Annotated in this window: 24 protein-coding genes and 1 riboswitch; of the genes, 13 read left to right on the top strand and 11 right to left on the bottom strand. The window is 64.8% G+C overall.

The window, feature by feature from the left end:
- Nucleotides 1-51: 51 nt before the first annotated feature.
- A riboswitch (cobalamin riboswitch) is annotated at nt 52-268 on the bottom strand.
- 57 nt (nt 269-325) lie between these two features.
- Both AC4ELS_RS30015 and AC4ELS_RS30020 read right to left on the bottom strand, forming a co-directional pair.
- Nucleotides 326-1,000 (bottom strand): sensor domain-containing protein, encoded by a 675-nt coding sequence (locus AC4ELS_RS30015; protein WP_499050597.1) that lies wholly within the window; start codon nt 998-1,000, stop codon nt 326-328.
- Nucleotides 1,001-1,113: 113 nt separating this feature from the next.
- Entirely contained in the window at nt 1,114-1,677 is a 564-nt protein-coding gene (locus tag AC4ELS_RS30020) for an Rv2240c family protein (protein ID WP_448448247.1), read from the bottom strand.
- Between the two features lie 450 nt (nt 1,678-2,127).
- Here AC4ELS_RS30020 and AC4ELS_RS30025 point away from each other — a divergent pair, with 450 nt between their 5' ends.
- Both AC4ELS_RS30025 and AC4ELS_RS30030 read left to right on the top strand, forming a co-directional pair.
- Nucleotides 2,128-2,829: an MspA family porin gene (locus AC4ELS_RS30025; protein ID WP_448448246.1), complete on the top strand. Its 702-nt coding sequence runs from the start codon at nt 2,128-2,130 to the stop codon at nt 2,827-2,829.
- A 91-nt stretch (nt 2,830-2,920) separates the two neighbouring features.
- Entirely contained in the window at nt 2,921-3,607 is a 687-nt protein-coding gene (locus AC4ELS_RS30030) for an MspA family porin (protein ID WP_463804814.1), read from the top strand.
- Nucleotides 3,608-3,616: 9 nt separating this feature from the next.
- Here AC4ELS_RS30030 and AC4ELS_RS30035 read toward each other — a convergent pair whose 3' ends face one another.
- The 3 genes from AC4ELS_RS30035 to AC4ELS_RS30045 all read right to left on the bottom strand — a co-directional run bounded on the left by AC4ELS_RS30035 (nt 3,617) and on the right by AC4ELS_RS30045 (nt 6,005).
- Nucleotides 3,617-4,303: a hypothetical protein gene (locus AC4ELS_RS30035; protein ID WP_064958738.1), complete on the bottom strand. Its 687-nt coding sequence runs from the start codon at nt 4,301-4,303 to the stop codon at nt 3,617-3,619.
- A gap of 433 nt (nt 4,304-4,736) precedes the next feature.
- Nucleotides 4,737-5,165, bottom strand: coding sequence for a cellulose-binding domain-containing protein (locus tag AC4ELS_RS30040; RefSeq protein WP_499050601.1), 429 nt, complete (start codon nt 5,163-5,165; stop codon nt 4,737-4,739).
- 300 nt (nt 5,166-5,465) lie between these two features.
- Nucleotides 5,466-6,005, bottom strand: coding sequence for a hypothetical protein (locus AC4ELS_RS30045; RefSeq protein WP_064887006.1), 540 nt, complete (start codon nt 6,003-6,005; stop codon nt 5,466-5,468).
- A gap of 10 nt (nt 6,006-6,015) precedes the next feature.
- On the opposite strand from AC4ELS_RS30045, the gene AC4ELS_RS30050 reads away from it, so the two are divergent.
- Nucleotides 6,016-6,738 (top strand): hypothetical protein, encoded by a 723-nt coding sequence (locus AC4ELS_RS30050; protein WP_499050604.1) that lies wholly within the window; start codon nt 6,016-6,018, stop codon nt 6,736-6,738.
- Nucleotides 6,739-6,883: 145 nt separating this feature from the next.
- On the opposite strand, the gene AC4ELS_RS30055 is transcribed toward AC4ELS_RS30050, so the two are convergent.
- Complete coding sequence (locus tag AC4ELS_RS30055) at nt 6,884-7,285, bottom strand: type II toxin-antitoxin system VapC family toxin (protein ID WP_498883318.1); 402 nt, start codon at nt 7,283-7,285, stop codon at nt 6,884-6,886.
- A gap of 135 nt (nt 7,286-7,420) precedes the next feature.
- Between AC4ELS_RS30055 and AC4ELS_RS30060 the strand changes: the two genes are divergently transcribed.
- The 3 genes from AC4ELS_RS30060 (at nt 7,421) to AC4ELS_RS30070 (ending at nt 9,502) form a co-directional block, all read left to right on the top strand.
- A complete protein-coding gene (locus AC4ELS_RS30060; RefSeq protein ID WP_064885227.1) occupies nt 7,421-7,876 on the top strand; it encodes a DUF1942 domain-containing protein in 456 nt (151 codons plus the stop codon).
- Between the two features lie 65 nt (nt 7,877-7,941).
- Entirely contained in the window at nt 7,942-8,592 is a 651-nt protein-coding gene (locus AC4ELS_RS30065) for a maleylpyruvate isomerase family mycothiol-dependent enzyme (RefSeq protein ID WP_064885229.1), read from the top strand.
- Nucleotides 8,593-8,602: 10 nt separating this feature from the next.
- Nucleotides 8,603-9,502 carry a hypothetical protein gene (locus tag AC4ELS_RS30070; protein WP_499050607.1) on the top strand — a complete coding sequence of 300 codons (900 nt, stop codon included), beginning with the start codon at nt 8,603-8,605 and terminating at the stop codon, nt 9,500-9,502.
- Between the two features lie 16 nt (nt 9,503-9,518).
- On the opposite strand, the gene AC4ELS_RS30075 is transcribed toward AC4ELS_RS30070, so the two are convergent.
- Complete coding sequence (locus AC4ELS_RS30075) at nt 9,519-10,022, bottom strand: GNAT family N-acetyltransferase (protein WP_448448763.1); 504 nt, start codon at nt 10,020-10,022, stop codon at nt 9,519-9,521.
- Nucleotides 10,023-10,084: 62 nt separating this feature from the next.
- The gene (locus AC4ELS_RS30080) at nt 10,085-10,846 is read right to left on the bottom strand and encodes an alpha/beta hydrolase family protein (RefSeq protein WP_448448735.1); all 762 of its coding nucleotides are present in this window, start codon (nt 10,844-10,846) and stop codon (nt 10,085-10,087) included.
- 256 nt (nt 10,847-11,102) lie between these two features.
- Between AC4ELS_RS30080 and AC4ELS_RS30085 the strand changes: the two genes are divergently transcribed.
- Together AC4ELS_RS30085 and AC4ELS_RS30090 are read left to right on the top strand one after the other, a co-directional pair.
- Nucleotides 11,103-11,843 carry a cutinase family protein gene (locus tag AC4ELS_RS30085; protein ID WP_082963463.1) on the top strand — a complete coding sequence of 247 codons (741 nt, stop codon included), beginning with the start codon at nt 11,103-11,105 and terminating at the stop codon, nt 11,841-11,843.
- A gap of 151 nt (nt 11,844-11,994) precedes the next feature.
- A complete protein-coding gene (locus AC4ELS_RS30090; protein WP_064885237.1) occupies nt 11,995-12,507 on the top strand; it encodes a DinB family protein in 513 nt (170 codons plus the stop codon).
- Between the two features lie 36 nt (nt 12,508-12,543).
- Here AC4ELS_RS30090 and AC4ELS_RS30095 read toward each other — a convergent pair whose 3' ends face one another.
- Entirely contained in the window at nt 12,544-12,978 is a 435-nt protein-coding gene (locus AC4ELS_RS30095) for a VOC family protein (RefSeq protein WP_448448734.1), read from the bottom strand.
- A 120-nt stretch (nt 12,979-13,098) separates the two neighbouring features.
- Here AC4ELS_RS30095 and AC4ELS_RS30100 point away from each other — a divergent pair, with 120 nt between their 5' ends.
- Nucleotides 13,099-14,010: an MBL fold metallo-hydrolase gene (locus AC4ELS_RS30100; protein WP_499050610.1), complete on the top strand. Its 912-nt coding sequence runs from the start codon at nt 13,099-13,101 to the stop codon at nt 14,008-14,010.
- A gap of 254 nt (nt 14,011-14,264) precedes the next feature.
- Nucleotides 14,265-14,600 (top strand): hypothetical protein, encoded by a 336-nt coding sequence (locus tag AC4ELS_RS30105; RefSeq protein ID WP_131811668.1) that lies wholly within the window; start codon nt 14,265-14,267, stop codon nt 14,598-14,600.
- 5 nt (nt 14,601-14,605) lie between these two features.
- On the opposite strand, the gene AC4ELS_RS30110 is transcribed toward AC4ELS_RS30105, so the two are convergent.
- Nucleotides 14,606-15,253 carry a hemerythrin domain-containing protein gene (locus tag AC4ELS_RS30110; protein WP_448448732.1) on the bottom strand — a complete coding sequence of 216 codons (648 nt, stop codon included), beginning with the start codon at nt 15,251-15,253 and terminating at the stop codon, nt 14,606-14,608.
- Nucleotides 15,254-15,392: 139 nt separating this feature from the next.
- Here AC4ELS_RS30110 and AC4ELS_RS30115 point away from each other — a divergent pair, with 139 nt between their 5' ends.
- From AC4ELS_RS30115 to AC4ELS_RS30125, 3 genes are read left to right on the top strand one after another with little or no spacing between them, the layout of a single operon-like run.
- Nucleotides 15,393-15,722, top strand: a complete 330-nt coding sequence (locus AC4ELS_RS30115) for an ArsR/SmtB family transcription factor (RefSeq protein WP_448448731.1) — start codon at nt 15,393-15,395, stop codon at nt 15,720-15,722.
- Nucleotides 15,722-16,360 carry a cation efflux transmembrane domain-containing protein gene (locus AC4ELS_RS30120; RefSeq protein ID WP_448448730.1) on the top strand — a complete coding sequence of 213 codons (639 nt, stop codon included), beginning with the start codon at nt 15,722-15,724 and terminating at the stop codon, nt 16,358-16,360. Before AC4ELS_RS30115 ends, AC4ELS_RS30120 begins: the two co-directional genes overlap by 1 nt.
- 14 nt (nt 16,361-16,374) lie before the next feature.
- The gene (locus tag AC4ELS_RS30125) at nt 16,375-17,010 is read left to right on the top strand and encodes a methyltransferase family protein (protein ID WP_499050613.1); all 636 of its coding nucleotides are present in this window, start codon (nt 16,375-16,377) and stop codon (nt 17,008-17,010) included.
- On the opposite strand, the gene AC4ELS_RS30130 is transcribed toward AC4ELS_RS30125, so the two are convergent.
- Nucleotides 16,994-17,389 (bottom strand): tautomerase family protein, encoded by a 396-nt coding sequence (locus AC4ELS_RS30130; protein ID WP_448448728.1) that lies wholly within the window; start codon nt 17,387-17,389, stop codon nt 16,994-16,996. The genes AC4ELS_RS30125 and AC4ELS_RS30130 overlap by 17 nt on opposite strands.
- Between the last annotated feature and the right edge of the window lie 110 nt (nt 17,390-17,499).

Genomic DNA, 17,499 nt, shown 5'->3' on the forward strand with positions numbered 1-17,499 from the left:
AACCGCTTTCGGCCACTGCCCATTCCGCGAGGCGATGAACCACCGGACGCGGCGCGCCCGGTACGGCTGGCAGGTCTTCGGACTCACAGGCACGCACGTGGACCGTGCTCCTACTGGCCGTCGCTTCCCAGCCGCAGATTTCTGCGGGCCAGTGCTGATGACGGCGGTCGTTCCTGCATACCGCTGCGGGACAGTCCCGGATTCTCACCGGGTTCCCTCTCACGTCGCATCTCGATCAGCCTGCGACGCTCGATGTCGGCACCGTAAACGTCCCGGCGCCGACAAACCAGCTGCGTGGCTCAGACTACCCCGTGGTCAGCACTCCTCATCGAGGCATCGCGGCCTTGATCTTGTCCACCACGTCGGCTGCCTGGGTCACTGAGGATCCCGCCGGCTTGCACGCTTGGATGTCCATGACGAGGTTCGCGGCGGCGGCCAGCGCGCGCTGGCAGTCGCGGGTCTGGTCACCGTCGACGCGGGTGAACGGCAGGGTGAGTTCGTCTTCGGTTCTGGTGAGCGTGCCGCTCTTCCACTTGGGCAGCGGTTCACCGTTGAGCGTGATGTTCACCTTGTGGTCGGTGCACTTGGACCAGCGTTCCGCCGACTGAGCAAGGAAGTCGTCGGCGTCCTGCGCAGACGGAAAGATCACCACCGACTGCACCAGAAGGTTCTCCCAGTTGTCATTGTCCGGTGCCCGCAGCAGCACCTGGCGCATCGCGGCCCAGTGATCCCCGTAGATGGCGGACTCGTTTACCTGCCAGGCGCCCAGGCAGTTCAGGTTGGGCAGCAGGTTGCGATGGTCGCTCATCTCCGTGACCGGTGGGTGCGCTGTCATCCCGTCGGCCCCCATCAGCGTGTTGACCTCTTCGGTGCTGAGCAGCAGACCCTCGAGTGCCGACTTGGGCACGTCCTTCGGCGGCCCCGGGACTGTGTCGCTGTTGCCGGAACAACTGGTGGCCATCAGCACGAGCGCAACCAACGAGATCACAAGCCGGATCACGGTAATCCTTTACTGGAGGCACGGTGCACCGCGCAGGTGGGTGAATGTTCAAAGATCGCAGGTGCCGGCCCGAGCCGCGATTACCCGATCATTCCAACGTGATTGGCGCTTCGTCAGGCGTGTGTGCCCGCGGCGGCACAGGCCATCTGCGCGTTGTTGGCATCGTTGTTGAGCTGGGTCGCCGTGTCGTTGAGCGATTGACCGCCGGTCCGCAGCCCCATCTTCAGCAGCAGCTTGGTGGCACCGAAAGACCATGAGCGCATCGGGTTGGCAATGTCGGGCGAGAGTCCCGGTGTGCCTGCGGCATTCATCGCCGACGCGGCGGCTTCACGCAGCGCCGTCCGGCCACTGGTGTTCGTCGTACTGATGGTCGGATCCCCGTAGTCGGGCCGCTCCACACCTTCGATCGAATCGGCGAAATCGCCGTAGAAGGTTGATGCCGAATCGAGCGCGTTGGCGAACGTCGAGCAAGCCGTAACCGCAGGCACGCCAGGGTCATCCGTACTCGCGACCGGCACCGGCACCGGACCTGCAACCGGCGCACCCGCCGTCACCGGCGGCAACTCGGGCACCGCGGGCGCCCCCGGCCCCGGTGCGCCCGCCTCATCGCCGGGTTCCGCGAACGCGGCGGGCGCGGAACCAAACCCAATGCTGAAGGCAATGAGCAACGATGCCACGCCTCGCTCGTACACCTGAGACGACCTCAACGATTCCTCCGTCAGTCGGATAGCAGTTCGACGCCAAGGCGCCACAGTTGACGTCCGCGCCTCATCGACGCATCTGCCGTCCCCCCGGATGCACCTCACCGTCGAGGGTCCACATGTCCAAAAGGTGAACTGCAGGCCAACCCGTTCCCCCTAACGGTCGTCCATTGTGCGCCGGCCGCACCCGCCGATGCCTCATATATGTAATGCGCTGCAGCACACGCTATTTCCCAGCAATCTCACAGGTTCGGCGATTCCAGCTCGACGGAAATGAGGTGGCAACTGTTGGGACGTTGTTCACCAAACCGAAACGCGACCGGTTCATGATTCGTCGCGACAGATTCCTTGGGCCCTTTGATTTTTGACGACCACGGCGCGTCGCATAACGCAGGGCCCAAAACCACGAGAGGCGCAAGTTCACGCATGTTGAGTCGTTTTGCCCCCCTGGCTGCAGTCTGCATGTTGGCCCCTGTAGCGATTGCGCCCCTTGCATATGCAGATCCCCCGCCGCCGCCGGACCCCGCGGTGCCCGCCGCAGCGGCGGCGCCCGCCCCGCCCCCACCGGACACGGGCGCAGTGCCGTCCTCGCCCCCCGGAGTCCTCGACACCCCCGACGGCTGGCACGTGACGGTCGCCGGATCCAACGAAACCCTGCTGCCGGTCGCACCACTGACCACCGCGGTGTCGTCACGTGAGTACCTCGTCGGCGGCACCTTCAACGGAAAGGTATCGGGCGGGGGCAAGACCAAACTGACCGGCGGCACGCTCGAAGCCGGCGCCCAGATCGGTTGCGGCATCATCACTGACGAAACGGAAATCAACCCGGGCATCAGCTTCACCCCAGGCATCAAGATCCCGTTCACCGGTTCGGCCGGCGATGCCAGCCTCGGTACCGGTGTCAGCCTGCAGGGCAAGGTCTACCTCAAGCCCGGCACCGTGACCATCGTTCCGATCGACAAGAAGTCGTTCAAGGGCACGGGCACTCGCGTGACGATCACGGGCGTGCGCATCAAGTTCGATCAGTGCGCCGGTCAGTCGTTCATCCGCACTTACGCGACGCTGACCAGCTCCACCGACAACACCGACGACGTCGTCACCTACCTCGGCGTCACCAAGGCCGTCTGACCGCGGCCCCGCGACGGCACCGACCATCTTTCGCCCCGATCACGACGCCGATACCTCGGATTCGAACCCCATGAGAGGCACAAGTTCCCGCATGTTGAATCGTTTCGCCACATTGGCCGCTGTCTGTATGTTGGCCCCGGTTGCGTTGGCGCCCCTCGCGTCAGCCGACCCGCCGCCACCACCGCCGGATCCCGCCGCACCCGTCGATGCCGGACCACCGCCGGACAACGGGCTGGTCGCCTCCGCCGAGCCGGGCGTGGTCACCACCCCCGACGGCTGGAAACTCACAGTGTCGGCCAAAGACGAGAGCCAGCTGCCGGTCGCGCCGCTGACCACCGCGGCATCGTCACGTGAGTACATGGTGGGAGCCACCTTCACCGGCACCGTCACCGGCGGCGGATCCACCTCGCTGACCGGCGGCACGCTGGACACGGGCTACCAGATCGGCTGCGGAATCGAGCTGGGCCAGGTCCGTCTGATCGGGTCCATCGGTCTGAGCACGTCGGGCTCGACGCTGGCCGGCATCATCCCGACCGGGGTGAGCATGCCGATCTCGGGCACCCTGGAGGTCCACCCCAAGCCCGGCACCGTCACCAACGTCTCGGTGAACAAGAAGTCGTTCAAGGCCGCGCCGGTGCGCGTCACGTTGAAGGACGTTCACATCAAGGTGGACGGCTGCGTCGGCCAGTCCTTCCTGCGGTCCTACGCGACCCTGACCAGTTCCACCACCGACACCGACGATGTGGTCGCCTACTACGGCCTCACCAAGTCGGTCTGAGGGGAACCGTCAGGTAACCGGTTGCAGCACCGGGCCGGCGGCCTGGTTGTACAAGTCCGCGGCCGCGCTCATCGCCGCCTTGATGGTGTTGTAGTAGTGCGTGCCGACGCCGCCGCCGCGGAACTTGAGCAGCTGTGGGTTCTGCGCCAGCGTGGCTGCCAGCACACTGTCGCCGTTGATGGCGTATTTCTTGGACGCCTCAGTGAACCGAGCGATGAACCGGGCGATCGCCTTGTTGGGGTCCTGACGCTCGGCGACGGTGCCGAAACTGGCCTTCTCCTGGAACAGGCCGATGACCTCATCAGCCGCGCCACCTGAGCTGCCATAGGCCTGCACACCGCCAGAGGCGGTCGGGCGGAACGTGGACTCGATCTTCGCGGTGGCGATGACGGTCTTGATCTGGTCTTCGCTGAGTCTGGCGGCGTGGCCCTGGCTCACGATGGCCTTGACGATGTCCTGCGCGCTGGAGTCCTTGCCGACCACCACCGGTGGCGGCGTGGGGACCACGGCTGCGGCGTTCTTGGTGACTGGGTCCACCGCCGGCGGTTGCTCCACCGCCACCACGGTGTTCCGGTGCGTCGGAGCAGACAGCAGGGTGGCGCCGCCGAGGCCGGTAGCGACGAGAACAGTGGTGATGATTTTCTTTGCGCGGTTCTGTTTTCCGAACGCCTCGGTTGGTCCGCCGAACTTCGGCATGGTCGTACTCTCTTCTGTGATCTGCGAAAATTTGTGAGCCGTGTCCGACGCGCCCGCCCGCTCCCACCGCCATTCAGACGCCAAAAGACAGGGATGGACCGTGCATCGGTCACGCTGGGGCGGTCACGCGCCGATCCGACCAGATGCACGCGACTAAAAGTTTGCTATGTGCGATTCGGCCGAGGCGACGCAAGAGTCAGCCCGCCGGCGACACGTCACATTTATGGCAACTACCACCCTTATTGCCACAATGTGATCAGTGTCACTCTACCTGGCACTACAGAGGTGTAGTAATTAGCCGTGAACTGTATTAGAACATCCGAAATCTGGCAAAACCCCAGTACAGGTCTGTCCGACGGCGGCCAGTAGAAGCCTGGTCAATGATCAGCTTCCCGTTTGCCGAGGCGCACCCCGACGCTTTGCGTAGCCGCCGCTAGATGCACAAATATTGTCCGTTGAGCACGCAATTCGAAGGTGGCGCGTACGACCCGGACAACACGCCTCTGAGGCCCCCAGTGGCGGTACCGCCAGGTGCAATGATGCGATTCCAATTCGCGGGCGTGAGCACATAGTGCGTGCCATACCGCGTGATGTTGCTGCTCCACGTGTGCGAGACGGATTCGCCCATCGGCAGGTCGAATTCGAGCTTCCAATCGGACAGCGGCACGGCGCTCGGGTTGGTGATCGTGAAGTGGCCGATGAAGCCGGTCTGCCACGTCGATGACACCCACAATCTCGCCGCGGGCGCGGCCGCTTGAGCTACGGGGGTGATGACAAGCCCGGGCATGGCGACCAGTAACGCCGACACCGCTACCTGAACCGCTGTGCGCCAGCGCTTCACGTATGAACGCAATCCCGCCATGGTGGCAAAGTTAGAGCCACCCGGGCGATGTCGACGCCTCGCATCGCGGCTCCGCTGCAGTACCTTTGCGCAACTGAAACCGTCACGAAATCTCCGGTCTCCCCGATTCGCTGATTGAAACCGGCACCCCGGCCCGGAAACCGCAGGTATAAACATCGTCAGCCGACGATGGCTGGGAACATGCGGACAGTTGTGGTGATCCGCCGGAAACGATCGGGACAGCATGGGTCGGCACAGTGCCTCGCATATCGCAGCGCAACATCGACCTTCCGCCGGACCGACCGGATCGGGAGCAGCAATCTACGCTGGGCGCGTCGGATTGTTGGCGCTGGGTTTGGGCATCGGCGCGGCGGTAGCAGGCAGCGCCGGAATCGCCAATGCCCAAGGCACCCCGGACAACAACGGCGGTTCCGCCGCACATTCGTCGGATTCATCGACTGGCGCCGGCACGGTGAAGAGTCCCCCCTCCGTCGGATCGCCTGGCGCCAAGACCCGCAAGCCCGGGTTGTCACCCACGCCAAGAATCAAACCGGCCAACAGCCGCCGGGCTCCGATCGGCGACGAGCGGGCGGCCGCTGCCGGCCCAGCGTCGATACCGGGGTTGTCCCTTCGCATTTCGCGGAAGGTCCCGGCTCCCGCGCGCTCCGCTGCACCTGCCAGAGCGACCGAGGCCTCGACCTCACCCACGAGCGTGCGTCCCAACGCCACTCGGATCCGCTCGCGTCTGGCCGCCACGCCGACCGCCGGCCCGACTCGCACCGGCTCTCCGGCCACGGCACCGTCGGTCGGCTTGCCGGCGGAGGCGAATACCGGTGGTGCACCGGCAGTTCCGATTCCCATGGTGCAGGCGGTGCTGCAGTTGGTCCACCGGGAAGTCGAACGCTTCACCCTCGCCGCCAACCACTTCGGGCCGGCGGCCAGCTCCACCCCGATCGGCGTCAACGCTGTTCCGGCGATCGCACCGGGGGTCCCGACCCCCGCTGATCAGGTCCCCACGGTCTACGGCGATATCGGCAAATGGATGCTGCAGTCCAACGGGCAGATATCCGATTACGGTGGACTGCCGCACCAGGGCAGGACGGTGCTGGAGCCGGTCAACGTCATCATCGTCGACCCGACGTCGACGTCCGCAGCTGAGGCCGCCTACAAGCTCAACACGGCGATGTTCTGGTCCGGCTACCCCGCCCAGCCCATCCACAGCACCGGGTTCCAAGGCACGATCGACGATGTGACCTATGGGCAGCAGCCCACTGGCCCCTTGCTGGGCTACTCGGACAACTTCTTCCTGTTCCCCAACAACCACGGCCGAATCTTCGGGCCCGACCCCGTGGAGACCAGCGCGGGGTACGTCTGGAGTGGCTCGTTCAGCACCGAACAGTTCGTCATCTACGACCTGTTACCCAGACATGCGTACGTCTCGTCCAACCTCGCCCGAAATGCGCTCGCGCTTCGGCTGCTCGCCAGCGGCCGGGCGACCTATGGCGGGATGGTGGCGTTGGACAACTCGTACAACACCGCCACCACGACAACCGGTGACCATGACGGTTACGCCGTGGTCATCGTCCTGAAGTAGACGTGAACTCCGGCTGCACATCACCAAGTGACCAGAGGCGAGACCTGCCCGCCTCCCGGCCACCGAACCCTCACGTACGTAACGTGGTGGCGGAGAAATTCGAGTTTCGCCGCCACTCGGTTACAAACGCGGCATGGACCGCACGCTATGGCCGCAAAATCTCTGCTGGAGAAACGGTTTCGACGAACGCGCGCGCCGCATCTGCGAGTTTCCTGTCCGCGGTGGCCAGCGCGTCCGCCTGCAGTTGGGTCAGTGCGATGTACTCGGCCTCGTAGGTGTCCGGCCAGTCCAACTGGGCGGCTATTCGCCAAGCGCGGTCCTGTAGTACCCGGTCGCCCAGGAGTCGGATCCGCAGCCCGCGAATACCGTCGAGGACCTTGCGGGCGCCCGCGTCGTCGATCTCGCCGCGTCGCACCGACTCGTACACCAGGGCAAGTGCCTGCGAACGCAAGAGCGTGGGCGCCACCAGGCTGTGCTCCGGCGGAATCGAGGCTCCATCAGCGGCGAGCTTGACGGCGACCGGGGCATCGATGACAAACGCTGTCATACCAGTACCTTCGCACGAACACGAGCCACCAGTAGCAGGTCGCACGTTTGAGGGACCTGAGTTTGGATACCCCTCGGGTGAAGAAGAAGGTAATTACTCCTGCACACAACAGGAATACGGCGGAGGGAGCCCAACGTGGCATTCTCGCAGATCGCAATGAAGACGATGGCAGCTGCGGCCGGGATCGCGGCAGCCGGAATGGTGGCAGCGACTCCGGCATACGCAGATCCGGAAACGCTCCAGTTCGGCCAAACCGCAGAAGTTCCCAGTCCAGGTGGCGCCATCGACTACACCGTGAGCAACTTGCAGCCCAGCGGTCATAACGACGGGATCTGGTATGCCGATGTGACGGCCGAGGCCGTCAGCGGCTCCCCGACGCCGAACATTTCCGATTTCAACGCTCGGGCTGTCAACAGCTCCACCTACGCGGACATGAAGGGCAACCAGACGGACGGCCTTGCCAACCAACCGATCGCACCGGGGTCTCAAACGACCGGGCGGGTCTACTTTGACGTACGCGGTGGCACCGCGCCCGACAGCGTGGTCTATCGGGACGCCGGTGGTACCGACAAGGTGGTTTGGAAAGGCTGACCACCCATCGGTGAAATCGGCGGAAAGGTGACCGCCGACGTCGCCCTGCGGTAACACTTTTGGTCATGACGATCGCAGAGGACGTCAAGGCCGAACGCGCAGCATTGACGAAGTCGTTGGTCGAGTTGGGCCCGTCAGCCCCTACCGCGTGTGGCGGGTGGACGGCGCTGCACCTTGCGGCCCATCTGGCTGGTGAAGAACGCTACGGAGGTGTGACGACCTTCATTGCTCGATCCCTGGTGACGCGTGGTGTTTCGGTGTCCGGTACACCGAAGATGGTCGACATTGCGCTTCGCCGGGAACAGCGACACGGCTTCGCGGCAGTGATCGATCGGTTGCGTCGGCCGATGCCGCGGCTGCTGCTGCAACCGACGGTGGCGCCGCTGGCTCTGTTCGAATACTGGACGCATCACGAGGATCTCGTCGGTTTCGACAACGACGCCCACGCCGCGCCGGTGACGCTGACGGAGGCCATTCCACTGGTACTGCGGTACCAGGTCAAGAAACTGCCTGCGGGAGTTCGAGTAACGGTCAGCATGAGCGACGGCCGCCGGCAGTGGTCAGTCGGACCGACGTCGGGACCGGAAGTGATCCTCGGTGGCTCTGCCCCAGATCTGGTCCGGTGGCTGTCGGGTCGACGAGCAGCAGGCGAGATCACCATGGCCGGGCCCAGCGCAACGGTGCAGGAACTCCGCGCATTCGGGGGGCGAGTGTGACTGCCGGACAATGGACTTGCGCCGCTGTGAGGCTGCGTTGACCGTCGATGACGACCTCGACTCGCTCTACGGCATGCGGCCCGAAGAGTTCACCGCCCGGCGCAATGAGCTCGCGGCAGCGGCAAAGAAGCGTGGAGATGCATCGGCGGCCAAGGCGATCGCCTCAGCCCGTCGGCCGACGACGGCTGCGTGGGTGGTGAACCTGCTCGCACTGACCGACGCGACAGTCCGCCCAAAATTGACCAACCTGCACGAAGCGCTGCGCGCCGCACACGCGGCCATGGATGGTCAACGCATCCGTGAGCTGTCGGCGACGCAGCGAACCCTCGTGCAGGACCTGACCCGCGCCGGATTCGCGGCGGCCGAACTGCCCGATCCGACAGCAGCATTGCGCGACGACGTCACCGGCACACTCCAGGCAGCGATCGCCGATCCCGAGGTCGCTGCGCGTCTGGGCCGGCTGTCCAGAGCGGAAGAGTGGTCAGGATTCGGCGACTTCGGAGCATCGTCCGTTGTGATCACGCGTTCCCGGCCCGACACAGGATCCTCGCCGGGACCCACCCCACCACCACCGACGCCGCGCGAGAAGCAGTCCGACGAGGACACTGCTGCGGTTGAGACGGCCCGGCGCCGCCGTGACGCCACCGCATCCGAACTGGGCCAGGCCCGCGCCGCAAACGACGATGCTCTCGCAGCGTTGAAGGAACGCCGGCGCAAGGTCGAAACCGCACGCCGGCGCTACGAGAAAGTCCTCGAGACGCTCACGGCCGCACAGCGCGACCTCGATGCAGCGGAAGCGCAACTCGACCTCGCGCAACAATCCGCCGATGAGCTGCAGAATCGGGTACGAAACGCCGAAGCAGCTGTGGCGCAGGCAGAATCGCAGCTGATTCGACTAACGGGCGAGTAACAGTGGCCGTCGGGCGTCAGACGCCGAAAGCTTTCGCATACGCAACCTCACCGCGGGGTACCGCCGCATCAGGATTGAGCGTCAGGGCCAGGAAGTTGTCGTCCGGTGCCTCGAACGGCGCAGTGATACCGAGCCGCGATGCCGGGCTGAACCCGAACCGCGGGTAGTACTCAGCGTGACCCAGCACAACAACCAGGTTCTCCCCCAGTTGGCGCGCCCGCTCCAACCCTGCGCGAATCGCCGCCGACCCAGCGCCACTTCGCTGGAGATCGGGCACGACCGCGCAGGGCCCGAGTGCGAGGGCGGGATGACCGTCGACGGCACATCGCGTGAGCAACGCAAATCCCGCAATCTCACCGTTCACGTCGCAGCTGACGACGGACAGTCCGTCGATCCAGGCGGTCGGGTCTTCTCGGAGCGCGTCGACGAGGTTCGCTTCCAGCTCGGTGGGAAAAGCTGCCGCATTCACGGCGTGGATGCGCTCGACATCCTCTGGTTGCTCAACTCGAGTACTCCACATATCCAACCTCTCACTCACCGCCTGTGTTTCATGCGTCGTGAACCATATCTTCTGCCGCCCCGTCAACCCGGCACGGTGCTGGACGCGCGCCCGAGATGCCTGGGAAAGAACCGGGTATCGATCCGGCCATCGGCGGGCACCGGGTGATGCCGCCCTGGAAAGGCATGCAGCACTTTGTCTTCCGAGGCGAAGGCACCGAACAGCTCGAGTCCAAATCCGCGTGGGATCTCCTCGTCGTCCCACGGGAGCAGGTACTCGACAGGGATGGTCACCTGCTTCGCCGCCTCCAGTAGCTCAGGATGTTCGACTACCGCGCCGAAGAGCGCGGCGGTGATCCTGGATTCAACCGCGACCAGCGGTATTCCGACCGCGCTCGCCAGTGTCATGCCGGAATAGCCGATCGGCGCTCGTGGGTCGATCTCTGGAAGGGTATGGACTGCATCGATCGTGGCCTGCCATTCGGAGACGGCGCGTTCGGCCACCGAGTGGCAGTAGTCCGCGAGGTGCCGACCGAACGACGGGCTGCGTTCTGCCCGCGCCTGCTGGAAGGCGTCGACCAGACGAACATCTGCTGCGCTGCGTGGCCGCTCGCCATGGCCGGGCGCGTCGATCGTGACAACGTGAAAACCATTCGTGAGCACCGAAGAGTAGGCTCGGGCGACGTGCCCCGGGGCCCTCTTGTCCAGGCCGCCGGGGTGACCGGCCAGCAGTACCGGAGCGCCGTCGGAATCGGTTTCCGGTGACCAGAGCACACCGGTGATGTCGCCCAGGGTGAAGGTGCGTTCGATGACGCCGTTCGACGACGTCTCAGAGGTGAAATGCATGATGTGATGCCCTTTCGGAAGTGCCGATGTTCAGGCGCTCCCGGCGACACCTACCTCGATCGCCCGACCGTGAACACGAGTGGGAGCACCCACAGGGTTACAGCGTCCATGGGTCTCACCTCCTCGCGTGCCGTCACGGTCGCAGGCACGTTATCAATGCGACGGCGACCCCGTCCAACGGTTTTCGCGCGCGTCCGCGTTACGTACCATCGAGTTCGGACAATCGGCCGTCCTCTCCCGACGCGAAGGTTCTCCTATGCACGCAATCCATCGCCACCGAACTCCCGCGGTGCGCAACCGCCGGAAGATCTACGGGCCCGCGGGGCTGGTCACGGCCACATTCACCGCGCTGGCACTGGTGAGCGCCGCCGCGCCCGTTGCCAACGCGGCCCCATGCCCGGACGCCGAGGTGGTGTTCGCCCGCGGGACCGGAGAGCCGCCGGGTGCCGGCGGCATCGGGCAGGCGTTCGTCGATGCCCTCCGCGCCAAGGCCGGCGCGAAGTCGGTCGCTGAGTACCCGGTGAATTACCAGGCCAGTGCCGATTTCGCCGATGGCATTCAGTTTGCCCTCACTGTGATCGACGGCATCAGGGACGCAACCACTCACATTCAGGCCGTCGCCGCCGACTGCCCCACCACCAAGATGGTGCTCGGCGGGTTCTCCCAGGGCGCGGCAGTGGCGGCATTCACCACAGCTGCCGACATCCCCGAGGGCGTCCCAGCCGCCTTCGTGCCGCCGCCGATGCCACCCGAGATTGCCTCGCACGTGGCCGCCGTGGCGCTGTTCGGGAAACCGTCAAACGAGTTCCTCACCGACGCCGGGGCGCCGCGAATCACCATCGGACCGCTGTATGCACCCAAGACCATCGATCTGTGCGCCACCGGCGACAGCGTGTGTAATGGTGCAGCGCCAGGACCGCCCACCGGCGCGCACAACTCGTACATCGCGAACGGCATGGTCGACCAGGCCGCGCAGTTTGCGGTCAGCCGGTTGTAGCGACCACACCGCTGATCCTCCCTGTTTCGTGCGGTGGTGCCTCGCACAAGCTCGGCGTTCCCGTCCGCCCGGTCGCGGACGCTCGACACCTGCCTGGGCGAACGGCACTTGAACCATGACTGCACCCGCACCACAGAAACGGAGTAAACGTATGGGCACCAACCGAATCACCAACGGAACCGAGCGCACACTCATCGAGAACACACTCGACCGAAACCGTGAAGCACTGATCGCGACCGTACTCGGGCTGACTGAGCCAGACGCGCGCCGACACCTCGTGACATCGCTGACGACGCCGATCTCGTTGATCAAGCACGCAGCGGCCGCGGAACGGATTTGGTTCCAACGGTTCTGGGGCGGCCTCGATGAATCCGCATGCGACGGATACTCGAGGCGAGACGAGGGTACGTTCTCCGTTGCCGATGACGAGTCGCTCGCCGACGTGATCGCCGAATTCGAGCGCGCCAGTCAACAATCCCGCGAGATCGCCTCCCGCTTCGACCTCGACGCCACGATAGACATACCCGCAGAGGGAAAGGTGAGCATGCGGTGGACCCTGCTCGCCATGATCGAAGAGTTCGCCAGGCATGCCGGCCACGGCGATATCCTTCGCGAGCAGATCGATCAGGCCCGCTCTGACCGCGGCACCACCGAAACTTCTTGACCTGAACCGGGGTTGGGTTCCTGCAGGCGGCGTACCTCAGTCGAGGCAGAACTCGTTGCCCTCGATGTCCTGCATCACGATGCAGGACTCCTCGATGCCGTCCGCGGGCAACACCCGCACCTGCACGGCCCCGAGCGCCACCAAGCGCGCACACTCGGCTTCCAGAGTCGCGAGGCGTTCTGAACCGACGAGTTCGCCGCCCACCCGGACGTCGAGGTGCACTCGATTCTTGACGGCCTTGCCTTCCGGTACGCGCTGAAAATACAGTCTCGGGCCGAGACCCGAGGGATCGATGCAGGCGAACGCCGATCCCTGGCGCTCCGGACTGAGGGATCGATCGAAATCCGCCCAGGTGTCGAACCCCGGCGGCACCGGCGGCACCACATAGCCCAGCACCTGGCACCAGAAGCGACCTACGCGCTCGGGATCTGCGCAATCGAAAGTGACTTGGAATTGCTTGACGGAGGCCATCAACCGACCCTAGCCACCTGCCGAGCTCGATCGCTGGATAGTTCCGATGGCTCGAGGGCGTTCCCACGAGAAAGACAGGTCATTCGACATGTCTTCAGTGCGGCCCTCAGGAGGAACAGTATGAGTTTGGACAGCAGTGCACGGGTGGGCAGTCCGGTCGACGAGTTGGTTCCGTCGCGCTACGCGGTACAGGTCGGGGACATCGAGGTTCTGGTGATCAGCGACGGAGTGCTGCCCATTACGACCTCGACGTTGGCCACCAACGCCGACCCGACCGACCTGACAGTCTGGCTGGATGACAATTTCCTGCCGCCCGAGGTGATCGACTGGCCACTGAACATCGTGGTCGTCCGTAGTGGCGATCGGACCATCCTCGTCGACGCCGGGCTCGGCCTGGAGTTCCCGGACTTCCCCCGGGCCGGCCAGACGGTCCAGCGACTGGAGGCTGCCGGTGTGGATCTCGGTTCGGTGACCGACGTCGTGCTCACCCACATGCACATGGACCACGTGGGTGGACTGATCACCGAAGGAGTGAAGGAACGGCTGCGGCCCGATCTGCGGATCCACGCCGCGGCTGCCGAGGCCGAGTTCTGGGAGAAGCCTGATTTCTCCCGCACTGTCATGCCGCAGCCGATACCGGATGTGCTCCGGCGGGTCGCCTCGCAGTTCTTGGACGACTACCGGGGCCAGCTACGCACATTCGAGACGGAATACGAGGTGGCACCGGGCGTACTCGTCACCCGCACCGGCGGTCATACCCCCGGTCACAGTGTGGTCCGTCTGGATTCCGGCGGCGAGAAACTGACATTCGCCGGCGACGCGGTGTTCGCCCCCGGGTTCGACAACCCCGAGTGGCAGAACGGATTCGAACACGACCCCGAAGAGGCGGCCCGCGTCCGAATCGACCTGCTGCGCGAGTTGGCAGCGACCGGAGAAGCACTGGTGGCCACCCACCTGCCGTTCCCGTCCGTGTGCCACGTGGCGACCGCCGGCGACGTCTTCCGGTGTGTCCCTGCCGCCTGGGATTACTGATCGAGTCACCGGCTACCGGTCGTGATCGGCCGGCGTTCTCCACGGAGAGCGCCGGCCATCCACGTTCCGGACGGCGTGTACCGCTGCCTGCCAATTTTTGACATGCACGTCAAACTTCAAGGCGGCGTTGAAGTTTCTGTCAGCGAAGTCGCAGTTTCCACCCGCAGCAGGTGCGGAACTGCGAGCATGGCCGTAACGGCGCGACGTCGGCAAACGTCGAACCGCCGTGTTCAGCCGGAACGAAGGAGCGGAAGATGCGTTCGTTGATGACTTCTGAGGTGCGATGCCTGCTGACGAGATCAGCGGTGGCGGCAATCTCGGGGATTGCAGTGCTGGGCGCGGTCACTCCGGTGTCGGTCGCCTCGGCAGCACCCCGCACACCCGCCGCTCTCGATTCCCCCAACAACCCGGATGATCCGGCGTGCGCCACCGAGGGATGGAATCCCGCCTGCTGGGGAGGCATGTACGACCAGACGCCAGACGACGGGATACCAGGAGACAACGCCGCGGAGGGAGGCATTCCGGCCCCGGCAATGGTGCCGAACGTCGACGGGTCGATGAGCCCGCCCGGCACGCCCGGAGCCATCTAGTCGCATCACACGTCGTACAACTTCCTGCGGTATGCCGCCAGTGACCGCGGTCCCAGCGCTTCGACCAAAAACCTTTGCGGCAGTGGCACTCCCATCAGGAAGGAGCGGCCCTCTTCGGGGGAGGCGTAATCCAGCACCAGACCGCCGAGGAGGACGCCCCACCGTGGATGCTTGGCCAAGAACGACGCTCCCCGCTTGACTGCGATTCCCCACTCCCTCGGTGTCAGATACTCGACGATCACCGGCAACGCGTCACGTTCTTCATCGTCCAGGTGGACCAAGACCAGTTCGGACAGCTGGGCGAAGGCCTCCCTCATCCGGGCCGTCGTCGATCGCTGCACGAACTTCGTCCACGCCACACGAGCTGCTTGCACCTCCTCCAGCGCCGTTGCGATCTGCCCGTGCTGCGCTTGCATCCGCTCGATGTCCGATTTCCGATCCAACGCCCTGGCCGAGACGATCGGCCAGACCAGCTCGTCCTCGGCCGCGTGGTGGTGATGCAGTGCTTCTGTCATGAATTGCAGGTGCCTACCGACTACCCGCGCACGACGGTTGTCGCCGGGCTGCACCCTGGCGATCAGCCACGACAGGTCATCGAGCTCGCGACGAAACACGCGGTGGACGAGCAACATATCCAAGTCGTTGACCGGCATCGCAAGCTCCCTTCGATGAACGGCGTCAACCATTCAGGGCCAGCATGCGCCGGGCGCCGGGCGTCGCCACGAGTATGTGGCTACCCCACCTTCTCAGTTCAGTAGTTTCTGAATTCAGGAACTGATGTACTGTTGGCCCATGGAGACGCTGACGCAGGTGGCGGTGCTGGCCCGGTTCGGTCATGCCCTGTCGGATCAGACCCGGTCCAAGATCCTGCTCGCACTCAAGGACGCCCCGGGATATCCGGCCGACCTGGCCGAGGCGGCGGGCGTCTCTCGGCAGAGCATGTCCAATCACCTTGCCTGCCTTCGTGGTTGCGGACTGGTCGTGGCTGTCCCGGAAGGCCGGCGAACCCGCTATGAACTCGCGGATCCCAAACTCGCCCACGCACTGAACGATCTGCTGAACGTGGTGCTGGCCGGCGACCCCGAGCAGTGCCCCGACGCGGCTTCGGATGGTTGCTGCTGATGGCAGCCGATGCCCCGGTTCCCGCTCCCCCGGCCCCCGCGAGACGGGCGTTGCTCCACCGGCGGATCCGATGGTTCGTCGCCGCAACCATCACCTACAACGTGATCGAGGCGATCGTCGCGATCGGCGAGGGCACCAGAGTGTCGTCGACCGCACTGATCGGCTTCGGACTCGACTCCGTGATCGAGGTGTCCTCGGCTGCCGCCGTCGCCTGGCAGTTCTCCGGCCCGGAACCGGAGGCACGCGAGAAGACCGCACTGCGGATCATTGCGGTGTCGTTCTTCGCACTCGCGGGCTACGTCACCATCGAATCGATCCGATCGCTCAGCGGGGCAGCCGAAGCCGGACATTCGGCGATCGGCATCGGATTGACCACCGCCAGCCTGGTCATCATGCCGCTGCTGTCCTGGGCCCAGCGCCGCACCGGCCGTGAACTCGGTTCCCGCTCAGCCGTGGCCGACTCCAAGCAGACGCTGCTGTGCACCTATCTGTCCGCGGTGGTCCTCGCCGGACTGGTCCTCAACAGCCTGCTCGGCTGGAGCTGGGCCGATCCGATCGCCGCACTCATACTCGCCGGCGTTGCCGTCAACGAAGGACGCGAGGCCTGGCGCGGCGAAACCTGCTGTGGAGACCGATAACCGAGGAGATGAACATGGCCGTGACCGCATTGATTCTCTACCTGATCTTCGCGGTATTGGGATTCGGTTGGCGTAGTTGGGTCCAGTACCGACACACGGGGTCGACGGGATTTCGTGGCATCGACGGACGGCCGGGCTCGCTGGAATGGTTGGCCGGTGTCGGCTTCATCCTGTCGATCATCGTCGGCGTGGCCGCGCCGGTGCTGCAATATCTCGGACTGACCGCACCGATCGCCTTCCTGCAGGCTTCATGGATCCAGTCGCTGGGTACGGTGCTCGCCGTTGCCGGAATCGTCGCCACCGTCTACGCCCAACTGGACATGGGTGAATTTTGGCGTATCGGGGTCGATCCCAGCGAGACAACAACACTCGTGCGCAACGGAGTATTCGGATTGGTCCGCAACCCTATCTTCACCGCCATGCTGGTCTTCGCCGGCGGCGTCACGCTGATGACACCGAACCCAGTGGCGCTCTTGGCTTTCGTCGTGTTGTCGACCACCGTCGAACTGCAGGTCCGTGTCGTGGAAGAGCCCTACCTGAGGCGGACCCACGGTGAGGCCCATCGTGACTACTGCGTCGCCGTCGGACGATTCGTGCCCGGTGTGGGACGCGATGGGGGCCGCCAGGAGCCGATCACACGTTCACGTTGAAACCCAGGTCGATATCGCAGGCGGCCTGTCCGCCACGAATACCCCAGTTCTGCAGCGGGCTGTCGCGTACGAGGATGGTGACATGGTTCGGTGGGATGCCCAGCGCCTCCAGACGATTGACGATCTGCCGGTAGAGATCTCGTTTGGCGTCCACTGACCGACCAGAAAAACAGTCGATCGTCACCAAGGTGTACAGCTCCGGTTGCGCCAGGCCCGGTGAATGCGAGAACCGATGCGGCTCATGGGCTATCAGGCGTACATGCTTGTCGCTCGCCGGGATCTGGAAGGCGACCACAAGTGCGTCGTGCACGGCGTCGATGATCGCCACCTCTTCGGACTGGCAGTAGGGCCGCCGTACCTCGATGAGTGTGCTGGGCATCCGGGAATCGTCACACACGGCCCGCGACGCGGTCATCCGAATTTCTCGGTCCACCTCACCTGCACTGACAGCCGACACAGCAGTGGGCCCCAGCCCGGAAACATCCGGCT

Source organism: Mycobacterium shunyiense (genome assembly GCF_058270035.1).